The following is a 16,739-nucleotide window of genomic DNA, read 5'->3' as shown; positions in this document are numbered from 1 at the left end:
TCACCAAACCTCGTGATGTGAAGGTATGACTTTTACTTTTTATTTGCGCAATGTGACTGCGGTAACCTGGCTTATTCGGCTGCTGTGATACCATTCCGCCATCGGTAATCAGGGATGCGAATTATGAAATCAAAAAATGCCACCTTAGAGGATGTCGCCCGCCATGCTGGCGTCTCTTATCAGACGGTTTCGCGGGTTTTGAATAAGTCGGCAAACGTCTCAGAATCAACGCGGCGCAAGGTGGAGAACTCTATTGAAACCCTGCGCTACGTGCCAAACAGACTGGCGCAACAGCTGGTGGGTAAGCAGAGCACAACGCTGGGTCTGGTGACCACATCGCTGGCGTTGCATGCTCCTTCGCAGGTGGCCGCTGCGGTTAAACGATATGCCAATGCCGCTGACTATCAGGTGCTGATCGCCATGATTGATGAGAACGTCAATCAAAGTCTGCAGAATTGTATCAATGAGCTGAAGTCGCAGCGCGTGGATAAGGTGATTATCAACGTCCCGCTGGAGAGCAGTGATGCGGAGCGGATCGTGCAGGAGAACGACGATATCCTGTGTCTGTTTCTTGATGTTGATCCGTACAGCGCGGTGTTTAACGTTTCGTTTAACCCGGCTGACGGTACCCGTGCCAGTGTCAAATATCTCTACGAGCAGGGGCATCGGGAATTTGCTCTGCTGGCCGGGCCAGAGGAGTCCGTTTCTGCCAATCTGCGGTTAAAGAGCTGGCTGGATACGCTGGAGAGCTATCGTCTGAAGCCGGTCAGCGTCAGCCACGGTAACTGGGATGCGCAAAGTGGTTACAACGGCGTGCTGCAACTGCTGCGTGAAGCGCCGGAGTTCAGCGCGCTGCTGGTGGGAAATGATCAGATGGCACTGGGAGTGCTGAGCGCGCTGCATCAGCGCGGTGTAGCGGTGCCGGGGCAGATTTCGGTGATTGGCTACGATGACACCTATGAAAGTGCCTTCTTCCATCCGGCGCTGACCACGGTGTCGCTCGATCTTGATTTACAGGGCAAAGAGGCCGTTGCGCGTCTGTTGTTAGCCAGTGAGCAGGATGAGCAGCGTTCCTCTTCTATCCTTCCGGCAAAACTGGTGGTACGCAGCTCGACGGGTATCGCCGGTCAGCAGCAGCGTGATCTGAAGCAGATTGCTGAGCAGCTGCGGCTGCTCGCCAGTCGCCTTGAGTAGCAGAACACCGCAAGCAGATAAAAAAAGCATAAGAACGCGCCGCTGCTATGCTCAGATCAGGATAACGATTCTGCACGTCGGAAAAATTATCCGATCACTAAATCGGTCAGTGAACGGGCATTCTGCTTCGCGGTAATGCAGCCGACACGTTCAGCCCGGTTTCTCTACTCTCAGGGAGTGACATTATGCTGTGGCTTGAACAGGGGCTTTACCTCAGGATTGAAGAGTTAGCGCATGGCCCCAGGCCACTGCCGCTTTCCAGCGGTTTTACCCCGCAGACGGCTTATCGCGCGCTGGGCTGTTTTAACCCCTCTGAAACATCAGATGCTTACTACATTCTTTCAAATGACCGCGATGAAATATGGTTCATCTGTAACCGTCATCTGAGAACCGTTTTCCTTGATGCCAGCAACACGGCGTTTCGGGTGAAAATGCAGGAGCCAGCAGAGAGTCTGCCAGTACTCTCTGCTGCACCCGATGGTCAAATCGTCTCATTTGAGCGCTCTGTCTGATGTAGCCTGTTACGCATCAGATAATAAAAAAGCCGCCATCGCTGGCGGCCCTGATTACGTTTAAGTCGATGCGTTATCTGTACATTTGCCAGTAACGTTTTTTAACTCGCCGTGGCGGTCTTCATTGCCGGACGCTGTGGCAGTATCACCAGAAGAGCGATGATGATTAGCGCCAGCGTCAGTGAGGCACCGTAGCGGCTTAGCGCGAGTCCGCCTGAGGCAAGGGGTTTGTCCAGAAAGTCGCCGACCACGGCACCCAGTGGTCGGGTCAGGATAAAGGCCGCCCAGAAGAGCCCCGTACGCGAAAGTGATGTAAAGCGACTGGCCGCCCAGATGATTGCCAGCGCGCCAACAAACAGCAGGATCCCGCCATCGTAGCCCAGCCCTTCAGTGTCTGCCGTCCAGTCACCTAAGGCCGTGCCCAGGGTTTGTGAAAACATAATAGTGACCCAGTAAAAACTCTCTGTGACGCCGTTGCTCACTGAACTGACCGCAACCGTACCGCAGGTGATTTTCCACAGGAAAAGCGAGAGGATAAGCAGGGTGCTCAGCAGCACGGTGCCACCTAAATACCCTATGCCCAGTGAGCGATCGGCAAAATCTGCCATCGTCGTGCCAACGGTGGTTGTGGCCACCACGGTGAACCAGTAAATCCATTTGTTGAAACTGTGGCGATTTATCTGCACCACCACCGCGACCAGAAAGATGATGGCGAAAATCAATGTCCCGGTCAGGTAACCGAGATTCATCGACATGGTCACCGCATCGCCGCCGGTTTCACCCAGGGTAGTCGCAGCGATTTTGGTTAACCAGAAAGCCGCGGTAACGGCCGGAACTTTACTGAGAGCGTGAGAAGCTGTGTTGTTATTTTGCATAGGGTGATACTCCGGAACAGCCCAACATGGGCTAATACAGAGACGATGTTATAAGATTAATCTTAAGAAAAGGTTAAGCTAAAGAAAACTATGACAGGATTTTTGATCACAGTTTGTCAATCACTAAACCGGCATTTACCCTATGATTTAATGTAATATTTGCTCTGTCGGAGTGCAGTGTTTGGGCTGTTTTCCCTGTTAACCTATAAGAATTAATTCTGAGTTACTCTGTTTTCTTCTTAATTTTCAGGCGATGCAAAGAGTGATAGCCCGGCGGCTTAATCAGGCGAAAATTGAAGGAAAGTAGCATCAGGGCGTGCGAGCCATGCCGGGGCAGTATTGCCCTGATAATCAGCATCAGGGCAGGGTGGATGGCGTGGCAACCCCGACGCTGTTATCCGGATATCACCAGTTTTGTCTGGTGGGAGAAACGATCAGGTCGTTGACGGTAACGTTCTGCGGCTGATTAAGTGCATACACCACCGCATTAGCCACATCCTGTGGGCTGATGGCTAATTTATTGAGTTCCTGAGCCACTTTACGGCCCTGAGGATCGCCGACTTTATCGGCCCAGCCGGTATTGATTACGCCAGGGCTGATGGTATTGACGCGTATCCCGTTATTAACCCCTAAGTCTTTGCGCATCGATTCTGTCATGGCATGGACGAAGAATTTTGTTGCACTGTAAACCCCTGCACCCGCATCCACCTGATGACCTGCAACCGATGCCATATTCAGGATCTGTCCCTCATTTTTCTTCAGCATAACGGGTAACACAGAGGCAATGGCGTTCAGATAGCCTTTGATATTGACGTCGACCATTTTGTTCCACTCTTCCCATGCAACGTCACTCCAGCTTGAGAAAAGCATCAGGCCCGCATTGTTAATCAGTATGTCTATGGAGCCGAAGGTGTCACTGGCGAACTTCACCAGCGCCTGGGTTTCTTCCAGACGCGTAACATCGGTTACCAGGCCGACAGCGCGTCCCCCTTCAGCTTCAATCTGACGTACCAGCGTATCGAGGCCATCCTGGTCCAGTGCTGCCGCCACAATATTCACGCCATGACGCGCAAGTTCCCGCGCGGTAGCCGCACCAATCCCGGAGGATGCACCCGTAATAATGGCTGTTTTCTGTTGCAGGTAATTCATTTTTAATTCTCCTTCTGGTGAAAGGGGCGGGTAGTCACCCGCCATAAACCGTTATCAGCAGCTGGCTTCCGGCCAGTCGGTATAACCCTCTGCACCACCGCCGTAATAGGCTTCTTTCGGCGCGATGGTCAGCGCGGCACCGTAACGCAGACGCTTAACCAGATCCGGGTTGGAGATGAACAGGCGTCCAAAGGCAACCGCATCAATAATTCCGGCGTTGCGGCGGCTGATGGCCATCTCAAGGTCATAGTTGTTATTGCCAATAAACGGACCGTTGAACTGGGCGCTCAGCGCGTCCATGTCCACATCAGCAGGCACATCACGAGAGGTGGCCGTCGCGCCTTCAACGAAGTGCAGATAAGCCAGGTTGAACCGGTTAAGTTGCTGAATGAGGTAGCCGTACATCGCCATAACATTGCTGTCTGGCGGGGTGTTACCGGCATCAGGCGTGACCGGAGAGAGGCGGATACCGACTTTGTCATTGCCCCAGATGTTGATGATGGCTTCTGTCACTTCCAGCGTCAGGCGGGCGCGGTTTTCAATAGAGCCACCGTAGGCGTCAGTACGGTGATTGGTGGAATCACGCAGGAACTGATCGAGCAGGTAACTGTTGGCGGAGTGCACCTCAACGCCGTCAAAACCGGCACGCAGGGCATTTTCAGCTGCACGTTTATATTGCTCAATAATGCCGGGGATTTCTTCTGTTTCCAGCGCCCGCGGCGTCGATACCGGCACAAAACCGTTTACGGTGTAAGTCTGTCCATCAGCTTTAATAGCAGAAGGTGCAACCGGACGCTGGCCCTCAGGCTGCAGTTCCACGCTTGAAAAACGGCCCACGTGCCATAACTGGCAGACGATTTTGCCGCCTTTGGCGTGGACTGCCCCGGTGACTTTTTTCCATCCAGCCACCTGCTCTTCGCTCCATATCCCCGGCGTAGCGGCATAGCCGCGTCCCTGCGGAGAGATGTTGGTGGCTTCAGAAATAATCAGGCCAGCCCCGGCACGCTGTGCATAGTAGGTAGCATGGAGTTCATCAGGCACACCCTCTTCACCGTAACGGCTACGCGTGACCGGTGCCATGACAATGCGGTTTGACAGCTGAAGGCTGCCCATCGAAACAGGTGAGAATAAATCGGTACGGGTACTGTTGTCAGTCATATAAACCTCTTAATAGTTGACCGGTCGTCTAGTAATTGGATAAAAAAACCGGCTACCCGAGTAGCCGTGTTGTTGCGTTCATTGCCTGACTGAACGCTTTGTCAGGATCGTGGATTTTCGCCATCAGGGAAGCCCCCAGCCAGAGCTGATAGAGTTCTTCTGCCAGTTCAGTGGCATCCGTTACGGCGGGCAGGGAGCCATCTTCCTGACCGAGCCGGAGGCAGGCAGCAATTTTGAGCACAATTTCATGGGTGCCCGTTGCCAGCACATGCCGCATGTTATCGTACTGGTCGCAGACTTCCGCCCCCAGCTTGACCACGAGACATTTACTTTCAGGCAGGTCTGCGCCCTGGGTGGTTTTCCAGAAGGTAAAATAGCGCAGCAGTCGCTCTCTCGCCGTTCCTGTTCCGCCTAGCTGATGCTCTACTTCCAGCAAATAGTGGCTGAAGTAGTGCTCCAGCAGCGCCTCTGCAAACGCTTCCTTCGACGGAAAGTAGTAATAGAACGAGCCTTTTGGGATATCCGCCGCTTTTACAATCTCGGAAATCCCGACGGCGCTGTAGCCCTTATGAGTAATGATCGCCCTGGCCACATCAATGATGTGCTGCCGCATATCTGTCACGTTTCTTTTCATAATGTGCACACTCTAGTGAAAAACTGACCGGTCGTCTAGTAACTTTTAACCTGTTTCATGCTATCTGTTTCTGATTGTGAGCGGGTGAAGCAGTCGGGTGGCGTACTGGCCGATCAATTTCAGGCTCTGAAGCGTCGCACCGTCTTTCGCCTCTATCGACATGCCTTCCAGCAGCGTATTCAGAACGGTAGCCAGCGCGACGGTGTTGGTATCTGCGGGCAGTTGCTTCTCCTGAACCGCTCTGACCAGCCTTTTTTCAAACAGATCTTTCCCTTCCTGTCTGAGAACGCTAACCGCCCTGACAACGTCCGTCGATTCTGCTGAAACATTGATGGCTGCCAGTACCACCATGCAGCCGCAGGGCGCTGAAGGGGAGAGCAGAATATCGGCTGCTTCGCTAAAGAAACCGTCAATCGCTTCACCAATATCCTGCCTCTCCTCAAGCCGCAGCCAGGTCGCTTTCCAGTACTTCGTTTCGTAGTAGTTCACGGCCTCCAGAAAAAGTTTTGCCTTGTTGCCAAAGGCGGAATAGAGGCTGGGTGGGTTGATTTCCATGGCGGCGCAAAGTTCGGCAACCGATGCCGGCTCAAAACCTTTGCGCCAGAACAGATCCAGCGCTTTCAGCAACGCTTTATCACGGTCAAAGCTTCGTGGCCGGCCTTTCGGCTTTTCAGTCACGGCAGGCTGGTCAGGCATTTTCATAGACGGCCTCAATCATTCTCTTGACACATTACATAGTGATCACTATACAATAATACTATTACGTAGTGCTCACTACAGAATTAAATCGACACAGTGGCTCGCCTTTTATCCCGCCTGCGCTCTCCCCGGCAGGCTGCTGTCGCGCTGAGTCGGTACGTGTCTGTGTCAGAAAATATCACCCAAAAGCGGGGTGTCTGAAGGGATACCTTATTAATCAGAACGGAGAGAAAACAGATGAATAACACGACCTATGTACAGGACTATAACGCCATCGTGGCAGTGCTGAATCAGTATAACGAGGGAGGAAAGCAGGCGAAAAGTGAGCTCATGAAGCCCGCTTTCAGCGACAGGGCGACCATTTTTGGTCTCGACAGTGACGGCAACCTCAGCGGCGGTCCAATTCAGGGATTGTTTGACACCATCGACACCGCATTCCGTCCTTCACCCGAAGCAAAAGCGGCTATCGTGCGCGTAGATATTGTTGGGACTGCCGCCAGTGCCCGCATCGACACTGACGACATTTCTGGTTTCCGTTTCACTGATTTTTTTAACCTGCTGAAAGTGAACGATCGCTGGACCGTGGTCAGCAAGATCTATCACACACATACGGCAGACTGATTGCAGTCTGGTCAGCTGACCGTTGCAGCCTGCGTTTGCTACGGGCTGCAAAAATGGATTGTGACGACTAAAACAGTAAGGTGATTTTACGCCTGATTATCCGGTTGCTATTAATCAACATAATCATACCCCAGCGCTTATGGCAGAGGTGGCATCATTAAAGATTCTGGCCCGATCGGCCGATAAACACTGGCTCATACTTCTGACACTGAATCCCGGGTTCGCTCACTCTTGTGCGGGCAGGGCGGCACCTCAGCAGCTGCAGACGGATAAGCGCAGCGTCAGCCGCCGTCAATGGCGGGTATTCTCGCAATGGTGAACCTGTCTCCGGATCCTCCTTCAGCTACAGGCGGACATTAACGGTTATAATCAGGTCTGTAGCGACGAGTATTGAGCCTGTTTAATATCGTCAGCTACGTCGGAGTCGGCCGCCATGAACACAATGATCAAACCCTCTTTTACCGCTGTCTGGTCTACAGACGCCCAGGGTATCTGCGTCGCCAGTCAGGAAAGCCCTGCTGGTCTGATGCCTGAACTGAAGGGTGTGACGCTGAGTTCATGGCTGAGACTGGCACAGGCCGATGACGATGCAAAGATCGCGCTGCAACTGACCGCCGCGCTTGATTTCCTGACGCCTTTTCATATTGAAGTGCCGATCAACTGTCTGGATGGCAAGACGCGTCGGGTTATTGTATCTGGCCTGCCGGATCGCCAGCCTGGTACGTCCCGTCTGCAGTATAACGGCTTCATTCTGGATGTGACCGGACAGCGTAAAGCGCTGGAAGATGCGCTGCGCACGGCGGCAGAATATCGTCTGTTAATTGAAAACAGCACCGATCTGATTGCCCATTGCGACGCGGATGGCCGGTACGTTTCAATCTCGCCCTCTTATAGCGAAATGATTGGCTGGACAGCCGAAGAAGTTGTCGGTCAGCTGGTGGTGGATTTCCTGCATCCCGATGACCGCGGCCCCGCCTCTGAAGCACTCGCCTGCATCTTCAACGGGGGAGTGCTGCCGGACGTCGTTGAGGTGCGCAAGCTGCATCGTGACGGCCACTACATCATTCTGGGCACCAAAGCCTGTGGCGTCATCAATCCCTCTACCGGCAAAAATATCGGTGCAGTTCTGGTGTCGCGCGACATTACGCGAGACAAAGAGAGGATGCGCAATCTGGAGAAGCTGGCAACGCTGGATACGCTGACCGGGCTGCATAATCGTACCTGGATCAACGACCAGGTTGGGCGCATGCTGGCGAAGGTGGATGATGAGGCCTACACGACGGTGATGTTTATCGATCTTAATGGCTTTAAGGCGGTGAACGATTTGATGGGCCACGCGACAGGGGATGCCTTGCTGCAGCAGGTCAGTGAACGGCTGCAACGCTGTATGCGTCCGGGCGACTCACTGGCGCGACTGGGCGGAGATGAATTTGTTGTGGCGGCAAAGTGCAGAAATCGCGATACAGCCGCTGCCATTGCCCTGCGTATTATTGAAAGTCTGCACGCGCCATTCGCCATTGATAATATGGATGTGCGCATTGGCGCGGCTATCGGTATCAGCCTTGCCCGCTTTGGGACGGCATCGGCCAAAATATTATTCGAAAACGCGGATAAAGCGATGTACCAGGCCAAAGCCCGACGTGATGGGTCGTATCAGTTTTTTGAGTCAGAAGAGCCTTAGTCGATGCATATGATTGCTGGTATGACCTTCCGGATTTGAAGGTAATAGATCTTACGTTTAACGCTTTGCCGCCTGTTCCCGCAAGGATACATTTCCTGAACGCCTGATTAACCCGCCTAATATTCTGAAACCGCGTGCCACAGCAGAAAGATTTTCTGTTTCAGGCTCAAAAAGAAGTCTGTTGCTGATGACCAACATCTATGTGCGAGACAGGCACCTGTATTCACTCAAACGTCTGTGATGGACTGGCCTGAGTGACTTTACGGATCTCCGCGTACGGTAACTCATTATTCCTGCTGGAATCATCTGGTCATTAACCTGACGTTATCGACATGCAGGAACGCCACCCGGGCGGAGTTTATACAGACTCATCGATATCCCGTCCATTATCATAAACCGTCTGCGCCTGTTCCATCACTCCCCCATGTTGCTTTGCCCAGCTCACCAGCGCGACAAAAGGATCCTGCAACGTTCGGCCCAGCGGCGTAATCGCATATTCCACCGCCACAGGGGAGGAGGCAATCACGTGGCGGCTCACTAATCCGTTGCGTTCCAGTCGTCGTAATGCCTCCGTCAGAGACTTATGTGTGATGGGGTCGAGCCTGCGCTTGATGGCGTTAAAACGTGAGGGCTGGGAGCACAACACGGTCAGGATCAGTACTGACCACTTGTTTGCCACCTGTTCCAGGATAGGGCGCGTGCTGTTGATCTCGGCCAGCACTACGGTGATATCAGTGGTCATTTGGTTTCCTTGAGGATATCTGGTGTACATCAGGTGCGTAATTGACACTAAATATAATAAATATACCATGAGGTGTCTAACCCCTATCCGGAGTGGTAATGATGAAACTAAGTGGAAAGATAGCCCTGGTCACCGGTGGTAGTAGCGGTATTGGCCTCGCTGTTGCTCGCCGTTTTGTTCAGGAAGGCGCACGGGTTTTTATAACGGGCCGACGTGAAGCACAGCTGGCTGAGGCTGTAGCGCTGATTGGCGGTGAGGTCGAGGCGATTGCGGGTGACATCACCCACACAAGCGACCTTGAGCGTCTGTTTGAAACCCTCAATGCCAGGGCTGGCAGACTTGATATCCTCGTCAACTCGTCTGGCGTGTCAGAACCTGCGAGACTGGAAGAGACCACGGAGGAGCACCTTGATCGCATCTTTGATCTGAATGTGCGTGCCATGGTGTTGACGGTGCAGCACGCGGTACGGCTCATGGGGGAGGGCAGCAGCATCGTGCTGGTGGGGTCGATCGCGGGAAGCATTGCTAATCCTGGCTATGCTGCCTATTCCGCCAGCAAGGCAGCGGTGCGATCCTATGCCCGCACCTGGAACAGCGAGCTGGCACCGCGTGGCATCAGAGTTAATACACTCAGCCCTGGCCCAACGGATACGCCGATGTTTAGCCAGGCCAGCGATGAAGTCAGGCAGACACTCAGCGAACGGATCCCGGCAAAGCGGCTGGGTAATCCTGATGAAGTCGCGGCTGCGGCCCTGTTTCTGGCCTCCGATGAAAGCAGTTACGTCAGCGGCACCGAACTGGTGATTGATGGCGGGATGACTGCATAAAGGATTAGCGGCGGACGTTGCGGGGTTGCTCGATGGCATGGCGGGGAGGGTTTTGACTCATTGAGAAGCTCTCCCCATGCTATTCCAGCTAAGAACATTTCTAAGACTGGTATTTCATTCCTGGATTTGTTCTGGTCCCCCTTTATTGTTCAGATTCAGAAATAACTTCGCAGCGTAAAATCATATTGCGTCAGTTTATTATTTCTATTGGATTTTCACTTTCGGGAGACCAAAATTTAGTACTCATTGTATTCATTGTGAGGCAGAACGCCGGTCCATGATTTCTTTCACGTAATGCTCTATAACAATGTGATGTTCATGGCTTATCTGAGAAATGAATGTTTGCAGGAAATCGGGTGTGGAGTGAAGGGTGTTCGTGACCAGTTTATCGAAGTCTTTCTGGGTAAAGCGGTCATAGCCTTTTAGCGTCGAACGCTGGAGCAAGGTATGCGCAGTAATTTCGAGCACGGCACGTCTGTAATCATCGGAAAGCAGAATATCCAGATCGTGCCGGCTGATCTCAAAGGCAAATTCATAGCTGATAAAACCAGAATCGACAGGCAATGAGTAGGTCAGTTTACCTTCCTCCTGTGTCACATGAGGTTCGTATCCGTCACCCATGAGGCGAACTGATTGCATATTAATCCTCCTTCTATTTCAGCCCTGAGTTGTTACTTCAGCAGATTAAAACCACCGATATTGATATTATTCCGCTTCTGACGACGAGCGCAAATACTCACAACATCAGATCGTTTGATAGCGTAAGTTCCCGGTTGTTCACCTGTTCGCTAACGGCAAAACTGACAAAGTGGTATGCCTGTTACGGAGGGTCATGTCAACCGTGAGCAGTGAGCTAAAGTTTTCCAGGTGTCTTTATGAGCCGGTCGCCTCTCCCCGCTATTGTCGAGACAAAAAATAGCAGAGAGGAGGTCATCGCTTACACGTCCTGGAAAAAAGCATCGGGCGATGCTTCTGAAAGGGTCTTTAGCGACCAGCCCACACCGCTGGTTTTCTTGTCTGCCACGGATAGGCGCTTTCAAGCTGACCCGCCAGTGCCAGCAATAAATGCTCCTGATTAAATCCTGCACAGAACTGCATGCCAATCGGCAGATTACGGGAAGAAAGGAAGCCCAGAGGAACAGACATCGCGGGGGTTCCGCACACGTTCGCCAGCGCAGTAAACGGTGACTGATTGAAAACGTGATGTTAGCGCATCGACTGGCTGCTTTGAGCGAAAAGCGGACATGACATCCCAAGGATGGTTTGAATAATTGTTGTCCCATCACCCGTTTTAGGCTGATGCTTTCCTTAACAGGATGCTTTAAGTTGGTCACATTTATCCTGCAGGATATAACCATGATAACAGTAGAAAAATCAGATCCATTTTCGTCAGAGTCCCATCGCTTAGTCGAAGTTCTATCAGCAGAACTTGCCGCTATTACTGGTGATAACGGCAAAAGCAATTTCACCGTCGAAGCAATGAGTGATGACAATGCTTTATGGGCATTAGCAAAGAATTCTCAAGGCAAAGCTTTGGGATGTGGTGCTATACGGCCATTAACTAAAAATATAGCCGAGATTAAAAGGATGTTTTCAGACCGAAGTGCGTCAGGGATTGGCGTTGCTTTACTCACTTTTCTTGAAAAATCTGCAAAAGAGATGGGATATATCGAAATTAGGCTGGAAACCCGACACATCAACTATCGTGCTGTAAATTTCTACATGAAAAATGGTTATGTCCCTATCGAGAATTACGGCCCATATATAGGCAGGGCAGAAGCTGTCTGTTTCTCAAAGGCATTACGCTGACTATATTAATTGGAACTGATGTCCGCTTCTGGCACTAAGCGGACTGACGGCAGCCCAGGGTCCACTATGAGCGAGAAGCATAAGTCGCTGCTGCGTGAGCCGGAATAGTGCTTTGGTGGTGCGGCGGGCGAGAAGAACAGTCCGCATTCAAAAAGCTTTCTCGATGGCGTCAAAAAGTTCTTCTACGATTTGACTCGCTAAGCGGAAACGCTGCGGTAAACATAAAAAGCTCCTGCTGTGCAGGGGCTTTTTTTATTGCTGTACTATTCAGCAAAACGTATCCGTTAGGGGTACTTAAAAATTTTTCTCATGTTTCCGCTTTCGTTGTCGATAACCTGATTGCTGGCTGAGTGATGATTTCACTCAGCATTTTTTTTCATTTCAGGCGATAAGGATATTTATGAACAAGCTTTGTGTTGCGGCGTTGTTGGCTCTGAGTTTAACCGGCTGTGCGCAGCAGACTTTCGTAATGAAACAGAATCAAGTTGGTGCGGCGACGAAAACCACCAGCCAGCCGTTCTTTGTTTCAGGTATCGGTCAGCGTAAGAGCATTGATGCGGCGCAGGTGTGCGGCGGCCAGGAAAAAGTTAACCGGGTTGAAGTGCAGCAGACGTTTGTTAATGGCTTACTGAGCGTGGTGACGTTTGGTATCTACACGCCACGTGAAGCGCGCGTTTATTGCGCCATCTGATAATGCCTCAGGCCGGTTCGCCGGCCTAATCCTGCGCCTGTTATTAAATCGCATTAGTATATTGTAACTATTAAATTCTGCTCTCGCACCGCTGCGCGGCTCGCCTGCTGACGACGATATCCGAAACGAGTTCAGGCAACGTCGTCCAGCCTGGTAAAAGCAGTGGTAAGCTGTTGATGCGTGTCAGTCCGCTTTGAGCGAGTAACGGACATTGCTAAAAGCGTTCTGTAAGGATTAACAGGGAGCAGGTCAGTCGCCTTCATCACTTATACGCATAAAAAGATCAAGCCTAAGGCATGCATCTGCGCGGGCATCCAGATCCGGTTTTTCTCACCTCCTCCAGCTAACTCCTCCACACCCCGACTTCAATGATGACGTCGCGTAGCCCCGCACCGGTTAAATCTGACGATAGAGAAAGTAATGTTTTCACTGATGATATGTCCTAAAATCATGATCATCGAGTAAAAACGATGGCTGCAATCAGATTCATAGCATCATAAGCCGTGAAACAGTCAATCTGCATTTCAATTATTTCTACAAAATGAGGTCAAATTGAGGCCTTTAAGACAAGCTGCTACGGAGTGACTGGCATGAGTGAGTTAGTGACAATGGCTTTGAGGGTCCCACCTGATGACGAATAAACAGGGTGTTTTGATTGTTAACCTTGGAACACCAAAAGAACCAACGCCTGTTGCGGTAAAGAAATTTTTATCTAAATTTCTGCATGACTACAGAGTGGTCGACTTACCAAGAATCATCTGGTGCCCCATTCTACATGGCGTGATTATCCCATTACGTGCAAGGCGAGTGGCGAAATTATATTCTTCGATTTGGATGGAGGAAGGTTCCCCTCTTATGGTTTACAGCGTCAGGCAAGCCCGTGCGCTTGAAGAAGTGACAGGTATGCCCGTCGAGCTGGGGATGAGTTATGGCGAGCCCAGTATAGGTGGTGCAATTGACAGGCTACTGGAAAAAGGCGTCGATAAAATTATCGTCATTCCTTTGTATCCCCAGTTTTCATCTTCGACCGTTTCTTCTGTTTGGGATAGCGTGAGCCGTCACCTGCAGATAATGAAGAACCGGTATACACCCTCCATAAATTTCATCAATGACTATGCCGATCACCCTGCCTACATTGAAGCGTTAAGAGCATCCGTTCAGGCATCTTTCGAAGCTAACGGCGTTCCAGATGCATTGTTAATTTCATATCATGGTATACCGGTAAGGTTTGTCAAAGAGGGGGACCGATACCAGGAAAGATGTGAGTTAACGACAAAATTACTCATTGAAGCAATCAATATGCCGTCATTGAAAATATTGATGACGTTCCAGTCAAGATTCGGCAGAGAGCCATGGTTAACGCCTTTTACTGATGAGACAATTAAAAATCTACCGAATGAAGGAATAAAAAGCCTGCATGTAATCAGCCCGGGGTTCGCATCAGACTGTTTAGAAACGCTTGAGGAGCTTGATGAGCAGAACAGGGAGATTTTTATGCATGCGGGTGGTACATCGTTTACTTATATACCGGCGCTTAATGATAAACCGATTCATATCGAGATGCTGCGACAACTTGTGAACCTTAATCGGTTTCAGGGATGATTTTCACACTCTTGGGAGCAGGATGTTGCAGGTGTCAACATTCATAGTGAAACCAGAAGTGGGCCCTCCCGGACATGTATGTGATACGTGCCGGGGCGGCGTTATAGGGGCCGCCTGGAAAACCAGCCACTCCAGCTGCAAGCAACTGTCTTGTACGTGGGTATAAGTCGGAGATTATTCGTGGGCAAGTCAGCTATGAGCGAGGAGCGGACGTTTAGTATTTACGGGTACGCCTGCGCTGGCGCACCCGGTTACACTCAGGGCTTCCAGCGGCGCAGAGAGGTATGGTCTTCATACGGCAGCTTTGAAGGTAAAGAAATCAGTTCAATGACGCTACCCCACGGCGTGCGGCCGTAACAGAAAAAGTTATTCTCTCCCACCTCAGTTGGAAACATCAGGGGCTGAGGAGAAGTAAACATTTTCCCGCCAGCCTGCTCGAACAGGCTGATAGCCTCGTTGATGTCATCAACGTAAACAGCAAAATGCTGCAGGCCATAATCGCTGGGTCGCACGGGCTGACTTTGCTCTGGCCCCTTCATTTCAAAAAGTTCCAGTCCCGGGCCGTGCTTCAGCTTCATCATTCTGACCGTGGTAATTTTCGTTCCCGGGAACAGGTTCAGAATATTTTCCGTTTCTTCGCCTTTTACGTCATCGTCTGAAGGCGAGACGGAGTCATAAATAACTTCTGCACCAAAGGCGTCAGAAAAGAAGCGGGTAGCCTCATCAATATCAGAAACGGTAATGCCGACATGGTCCATAGCGCGAATAACGTTGGTAGACATAGTTTTCTCCCTGTGGTTGTTCAGATGTGAGTAATGTTATTAATCAGCCCTGGCGGGCCGCCATTGTCGCGAGCGCACTAAGCTGAGCCGAAATATGGTCACGGGTGTCCGCATCCGTTATGCGGCCGGATTTCGGATCAAGCCGGGATGAGGCCTGTCCAATCATGACCTCTGGCTTGTTAAGCACTCTGCCGTCAAGAAAGACCAGAATCTGACGCAGGTGATACTGCACCCTTGCACCACCTATGGCACCGGGTGACGCAGTGATTATGGCGACGGGCTTACCGGCGACAGGGGTATCCGGAAGACGTGAAAGCCAGTCCAGCGCATTTTTCAGGGCACCCGGCACAGAATAGTTATATTCAGGTGTGACAATGATCAGGCCGTCTGCTGCCGCTATCGCTTGTCCCATTTCAACAACCGATTCAGGAAACCCCTGAGCCTGCAGGTCAGCGTCGTAATGCGGTATTTCCCCGACAGAGCTGAGCGCGCTGACATCCACGCCTGCCGGCGCCAGCAGGCTAAGATTGCGGGCTACGACGGCGTTAAAAGAATCCGTACGAAGACTGCCCAGCAGTGAGACAAATTTCAAAGGTCTTGTCTGTGACATGACTGCTCCCTGTGTTTTTAATATGGATACGCCGACAGGTGCCGGCACTTTGTTTTCGAACTGACTTAAGCCTGGTATAGAATTACACATCGATAAACACGCTATGAGTCGCCAGAGAGTCAACTTTATGTCTACCGGGTTTACAGCCGAATCCTTGCGAGGGATCACGACTTTTGTCACAACGGCCAGGTCCAGCAGCTTTACTGAAGCTGCGGAGCAATTGGGCATTACAAAATCTGCCGTCGGAAAAAGCGTGGCGCGGCTTGAGGAGAGGCTGGGAACGCGTCTGTTTCACCGCTCAACCCGTAAGCTAAGCCTGACCAGTGACGGAGAGGCCTATCTCACCAGTTGCCTCTCTGCGCTGGAAATTCTGGACTCGGCTGAAAATACGCTCAGCCGGCGGCAGGACAATCCTGCCGGAACGGTGCGTATAGACATGCCGGCATCATTCGGACGCAACCTGATGATGCCGGTGCTGCTTGAAGTGATGAATCGTTATCCAGCCCTGCGTCTGGTGTTGACCTTTAACGACCGTCTGATTGATCCGGTTGAGGAGGGCGTTGACCTGGTACTGCGCCTGGGCGAACTGCAGAGTACCGATGAGCTGATTGCGCGTCGTCTGAGCCGGCAGCGCCTCATGCTTTGCGCATCTCCCGCTTATGTTGAGCGGCATGGTCAGCCCTTTGATGTCGATGCGCTAAAAAAACACTGCTGCATTATGGGGTACCGGCGGGGGGCACCGCTTGCCTGGCGGCTGCGGCCAGCCGGGGAGCGGGAAATAAAGTTTATCTCGGCCTCGGCACACCAGATAAGCGACGGAGACGCCATGCTTCAGGCCTGCCTGGCAGGAGCAGGTATTGCCCAGTTTCCGGAATCGATGGTGAACAGCCATATTGATGAGGGCAGGCTTGTTGCTGTTATGCCCGATCATATGCCCGTACCCGTCGGGCTGAACGTTGTCTGGCCCCGGACAAGGCATCTGATCCCCAGGGTCAGGCTTATTGTCGATGAACTGCTGAGTAAGGCCGAAAAAGGATACTTTGGCACTCTTAAGTAGAATTTTTATCACCACTCAGGCGATTTCAGGGCTGTTTATCAACTCTAAGCAAGCTTATATCCTGTCTGTCCTGCTGCCATCACCGTGTCATGTGCC

Annotated in this window: 18 protein-coding genes and 2 pseudogenes; 10 read left to right on the top strand and 10 right to left on the bottom strand. The window is 51.6% G+C overall.

Translation table 11 applies throughout. The features are described 5' to 3' along the window. The first annotated feature begins 123 nt into the window (after positions 1 to 123). Positions 124 to 1,194: a LacI family DNA-binding transcriptional regulator gene (locus ACX8ZY_RS21780; protein ID WP_031594605.1), complete on the top strand. Its 1,071-nt coding sequence runs from the start codon at positions 124 to 126 to the stop codon at positions 1,192 to 1,194. Positions 1,195 to 1,379: 185 nt separating this feature from the next. After that, a complete protein-coding gene (locus tag ACX8ZY_RS21775; protein ID WP_010259140.1) occupies positions 1,380 to 1,706 on the top strand; it encodes a hypothetical protein in 327 nt (108 codons plus the stop codon). Positions 1,707 to 1,807: 101 nt separating this feature from the next. Here the strand turns inward: ACX8ZY_RS21775 and ACX8ZY_RS21770 are convergent, their stop codons facing one another. The 5 genes from ACX8ZY_RS21770 to ACX8ZY_RS21750 all read right to left on the bottom strand — a co-directional run bounded on the left by ACX8ZY_RS21770 (position 1,808) and on the right by ACX8ZY_RS21750 (position 6,224). Then, a complete protein-coding gene (locus ACX8ZY_RS21770; protein ID WP_158149972.1) occupies positions 1,808 to 2,581 on the bottom strand; it encodes a COG4705 family protein in 774 nt (257 codons plus the stop codon). A gap of 405 nt (positions 2,582 to 2,986) precedes the next feature. Then, the gene (locus tag ACX8ZY_RS21765; RefSeq protein ID WP_033761021.1) at positions 2,987 to 3,730 is read right to left on the bottom strand and encodes an SDR family oxidoreductase; all 744 of its coding nucleotides are present in this window, start codon (positions 3,728 to 3,730) and stop codon (positions 2,987 to 2,989) included. Between the two features lie 54 nt (positions 3,731 to 3,784). After that, the gene (locus ACX8ZY_RS21760) at positions 3,785 to 4,888 is read right to left on the bottom strand and encodes an alkene reductase (protein ID WP_089415193.1); all 1,104 of its coding nucleotides are present in this window, start codon (positions 4,886 to 4,888) and stop codon (positions 3,785 to 3,787) included. Between the two features lie 52 nt (positions 4,889 to 4,940). Continuing rightward, positions 4,941 to 5,522, bottom strand: coding sequence for a TetR/AcrR family transcriptional regulator (locus ACX8ZY_RS21755; RefSeq protein WP_029519282.1), 582 nt, complete (start codon positions 5,520 to 5,522; stop codon positions 4,941 to 4,943). Positions 5,523 to 5,582: 60 nt separating this feature from the next. Further along, positions 5,583 to 6,224 (bottom strand): TetR/AcrR family transcriptional regulator, encoded by a 642-nt coding sequence (locus tag ACX8ZY_RS21750; protein WP_421665428.1) that lies wholly within the window; start codon positions 6,222 to 6,224, stop codon positions 5,583 to 5,585. Between the two features lie 234 nt (positions 6,225 to 6,458). Here ACX8ZY_RS21750 and ACX8ZY_RS21745 point away from each other — a divergent pair, with 234 nt between their 5' ends. Both ACX8ZY_RS21745 and ACX8ZY_RS21740 read left to right on the top strand, forming a co-directional pair. Further along, the gene (locus ACX8ZY_RS21745; RefSeq protein ID WP_033786812.1) at positions 6,459 to 6,842 is read left to right on the top strand and encodes a nuclear transport factor 2 family protein; all 384 of its coding nucleotides are present in this window, start codon (positions 6,459 to 6,461) and stop codon (positions 6,840 to 6,842) included. A 433-nt stretch (positions 6,843 to 7,275) separates the two neighbouring features. After that, positions 7,276 to 8,523, top strand: coding sequence for a sensor domain-containing diguanylate cyclase (locus ACX8ZY_RS21740; protein WP_033780070.1), 1,248 nt, complete (start codon positions 7,276 to 7,278; stop codon positions 8,521 to 8,523). Positions 8,524 to 8,881: 358 nt separating this feature from the next. Here the strand turns inward: ACX8ZY_RS21740 and ACX8ZY_RS21735 are convergent, their stop codons facing one another. Continuing rightward, positions 8,882 to 9,265, bottom strand: a complete 384-nt coding sequence (locus ACX8ZY_RS21735; protein WP_421665427.1) for a winged helix-turn-helix transcriptional regulator — start codon at positions 9,263 to 9,265, stop codon at positions 8,882 to 8,884. 98 nt (positions 9,266 to 9,363) lie between these two features. Between ACX8ZY_RS21735 and ACX8ZY_RS21730 the strand changes: the two genes are divergently transcribed. Next, the gene (locus tag ACX8ZY_RS21730) at positions 9,364 to 10,092 is read left to right on the top strand and encodes an SDR family NAD(P)-dependent oxidoreductase (protein WP_421665426.1); all 729 of its coding nucleotides are present in this window, start codon (positions 9,364 to 9,366) and stop codon (positions 10,090 to 10,092) included. A 252-nt stretch (positions 10,093 to 10,344) separates the two neighbouring features. Here ACX8ZY_RS21730 and ACX8ZY_RS21725 read toward each other — a convergent pair whose 3' ends face one another. Next, complete coding sequence (locus ACX8ZY_RS21725) at positions 10,345 to 10,731, bottom strand: hypothetical protein (RefSeq protein WP_033773735.1); 387 nt, start codon at positions 10,729 to 10,731, stop codon at positions 10,345 to 10,347. A gap of 345 nt (positions 10,732 to 11,076) precedes the next feature. Next, a pseudogene (locus ACX8ZY_RS21720) lies at positions 11,077 to 11,277 on the bottom strand (amidase family protein); the annotation flags it as partial. Between the two features lie 171 nt (positions 11,278 to 11,448). On the opposite strand from ACX8ZY_RS21720, the gene ACX8ZY_RS21715 reads away from it, so the two are divergent. The 4 genes and pseudogenes from ACX8ZY_RS21715 to hemH all read left to right on the top strand — a co-directional run bounded on the left by ACX8ZY_RS21715 (position 11,449) and on the right by hemH (position 14,194). Next, complete coding sequence (locus ACX8ZY_RS21715) at positions 11,449 to 11,901, top strand: GNAT family N-acetyltransferase (RefSeq protein WP_022624663.1); 453 nt, start codon at positions 11,449 to 11,451, stop codon at positions 11,899 to 11,901. Between the two features lie 66 nt (positions 11,902 to 11,967). After that, a pseudogene (locus tag ACX8ZY_RS21710) lies at positions 11,968 to 12,102 on the top strand (molecular chaperone DnaJ); the annotation flags it as partial. 199 nt (positions 12,103 to 12,301) lie between these two features. Beyond that, entirely contained in the window at positions 12,302 to 12,592 is a 291-nt protein-coding gene (locus tag ACX8ZY_RS21705; protein ID WP_010259114.1) for a Bor family protein, read from the top strand. Between the two features lie 630 nt (positions 12,593 to 13,222). Further along, positions 13,223 to 14,194, top strand: a complete 972-nt coding sequence (gene hemH / locus ACX8ZY_RS21700; protein ID WP_010259113.1) for a ferrochelatase — start codon at positions 13,223 to 13,225, stop codon at positions 14,192 to 14,194. Between the two features lie 257 nt (positions 14,195 to 14,451). On the opposite strand, the gene ACX8ZY_RS21695 is transcribed toward hemH, so the two are convergent. Beyond that, positions 14,452 to 14,976, bottom strand: a complete 525-nt coding sequence (locus ACX8ZY_RS21695; RefSeq protein ID WP_459261247.1) for a VOC family protein — start codon at positions 14,974 to 14,976, stop codon at positions 14,452 to 14,454. Positions 14,977 to 15,019: 43 nt separating this feature from the next. Beyond that, entirely contained in the window at positions 15,020 to 15,586 is a 567-nt protein-coding gene (locus ACX8ZY_RS21690) for an NADPH-dependent FMN reductase (RefSeq protein ID WP_421665425.1), read from the bottom strand. Positions 15,587 to 15,713: 127 nt separating this feature from the next. On the opposite strand from ACX8ZY_RS21690, the gene ACX8ZY_RS21685 reads away from it, so the two are divergent. Then, complete coding sequence (locus ACX8ZY_RS21685) at positions 15,714 to 16,643, top strand: LysR family transcriptional regulator (RefSeq protein WP_089415238.1); 930 nt, start codon at positions 15,714 to 15,716, stop codon at positions 16,641 to 16,643. Positions 16,644 to 16,739 lie beyond the last annotated feature (96 nt).

The sequence above is a fragment of the Pantoea sp. XAF26B01_ASV70 genome (genome assembly GCF_054512635.1).
The sequence above is the reverse complement of the archived record's forward strand: the minus strand, read 5'-3'. Positions and strand labels throughout refer to the sequence as shown.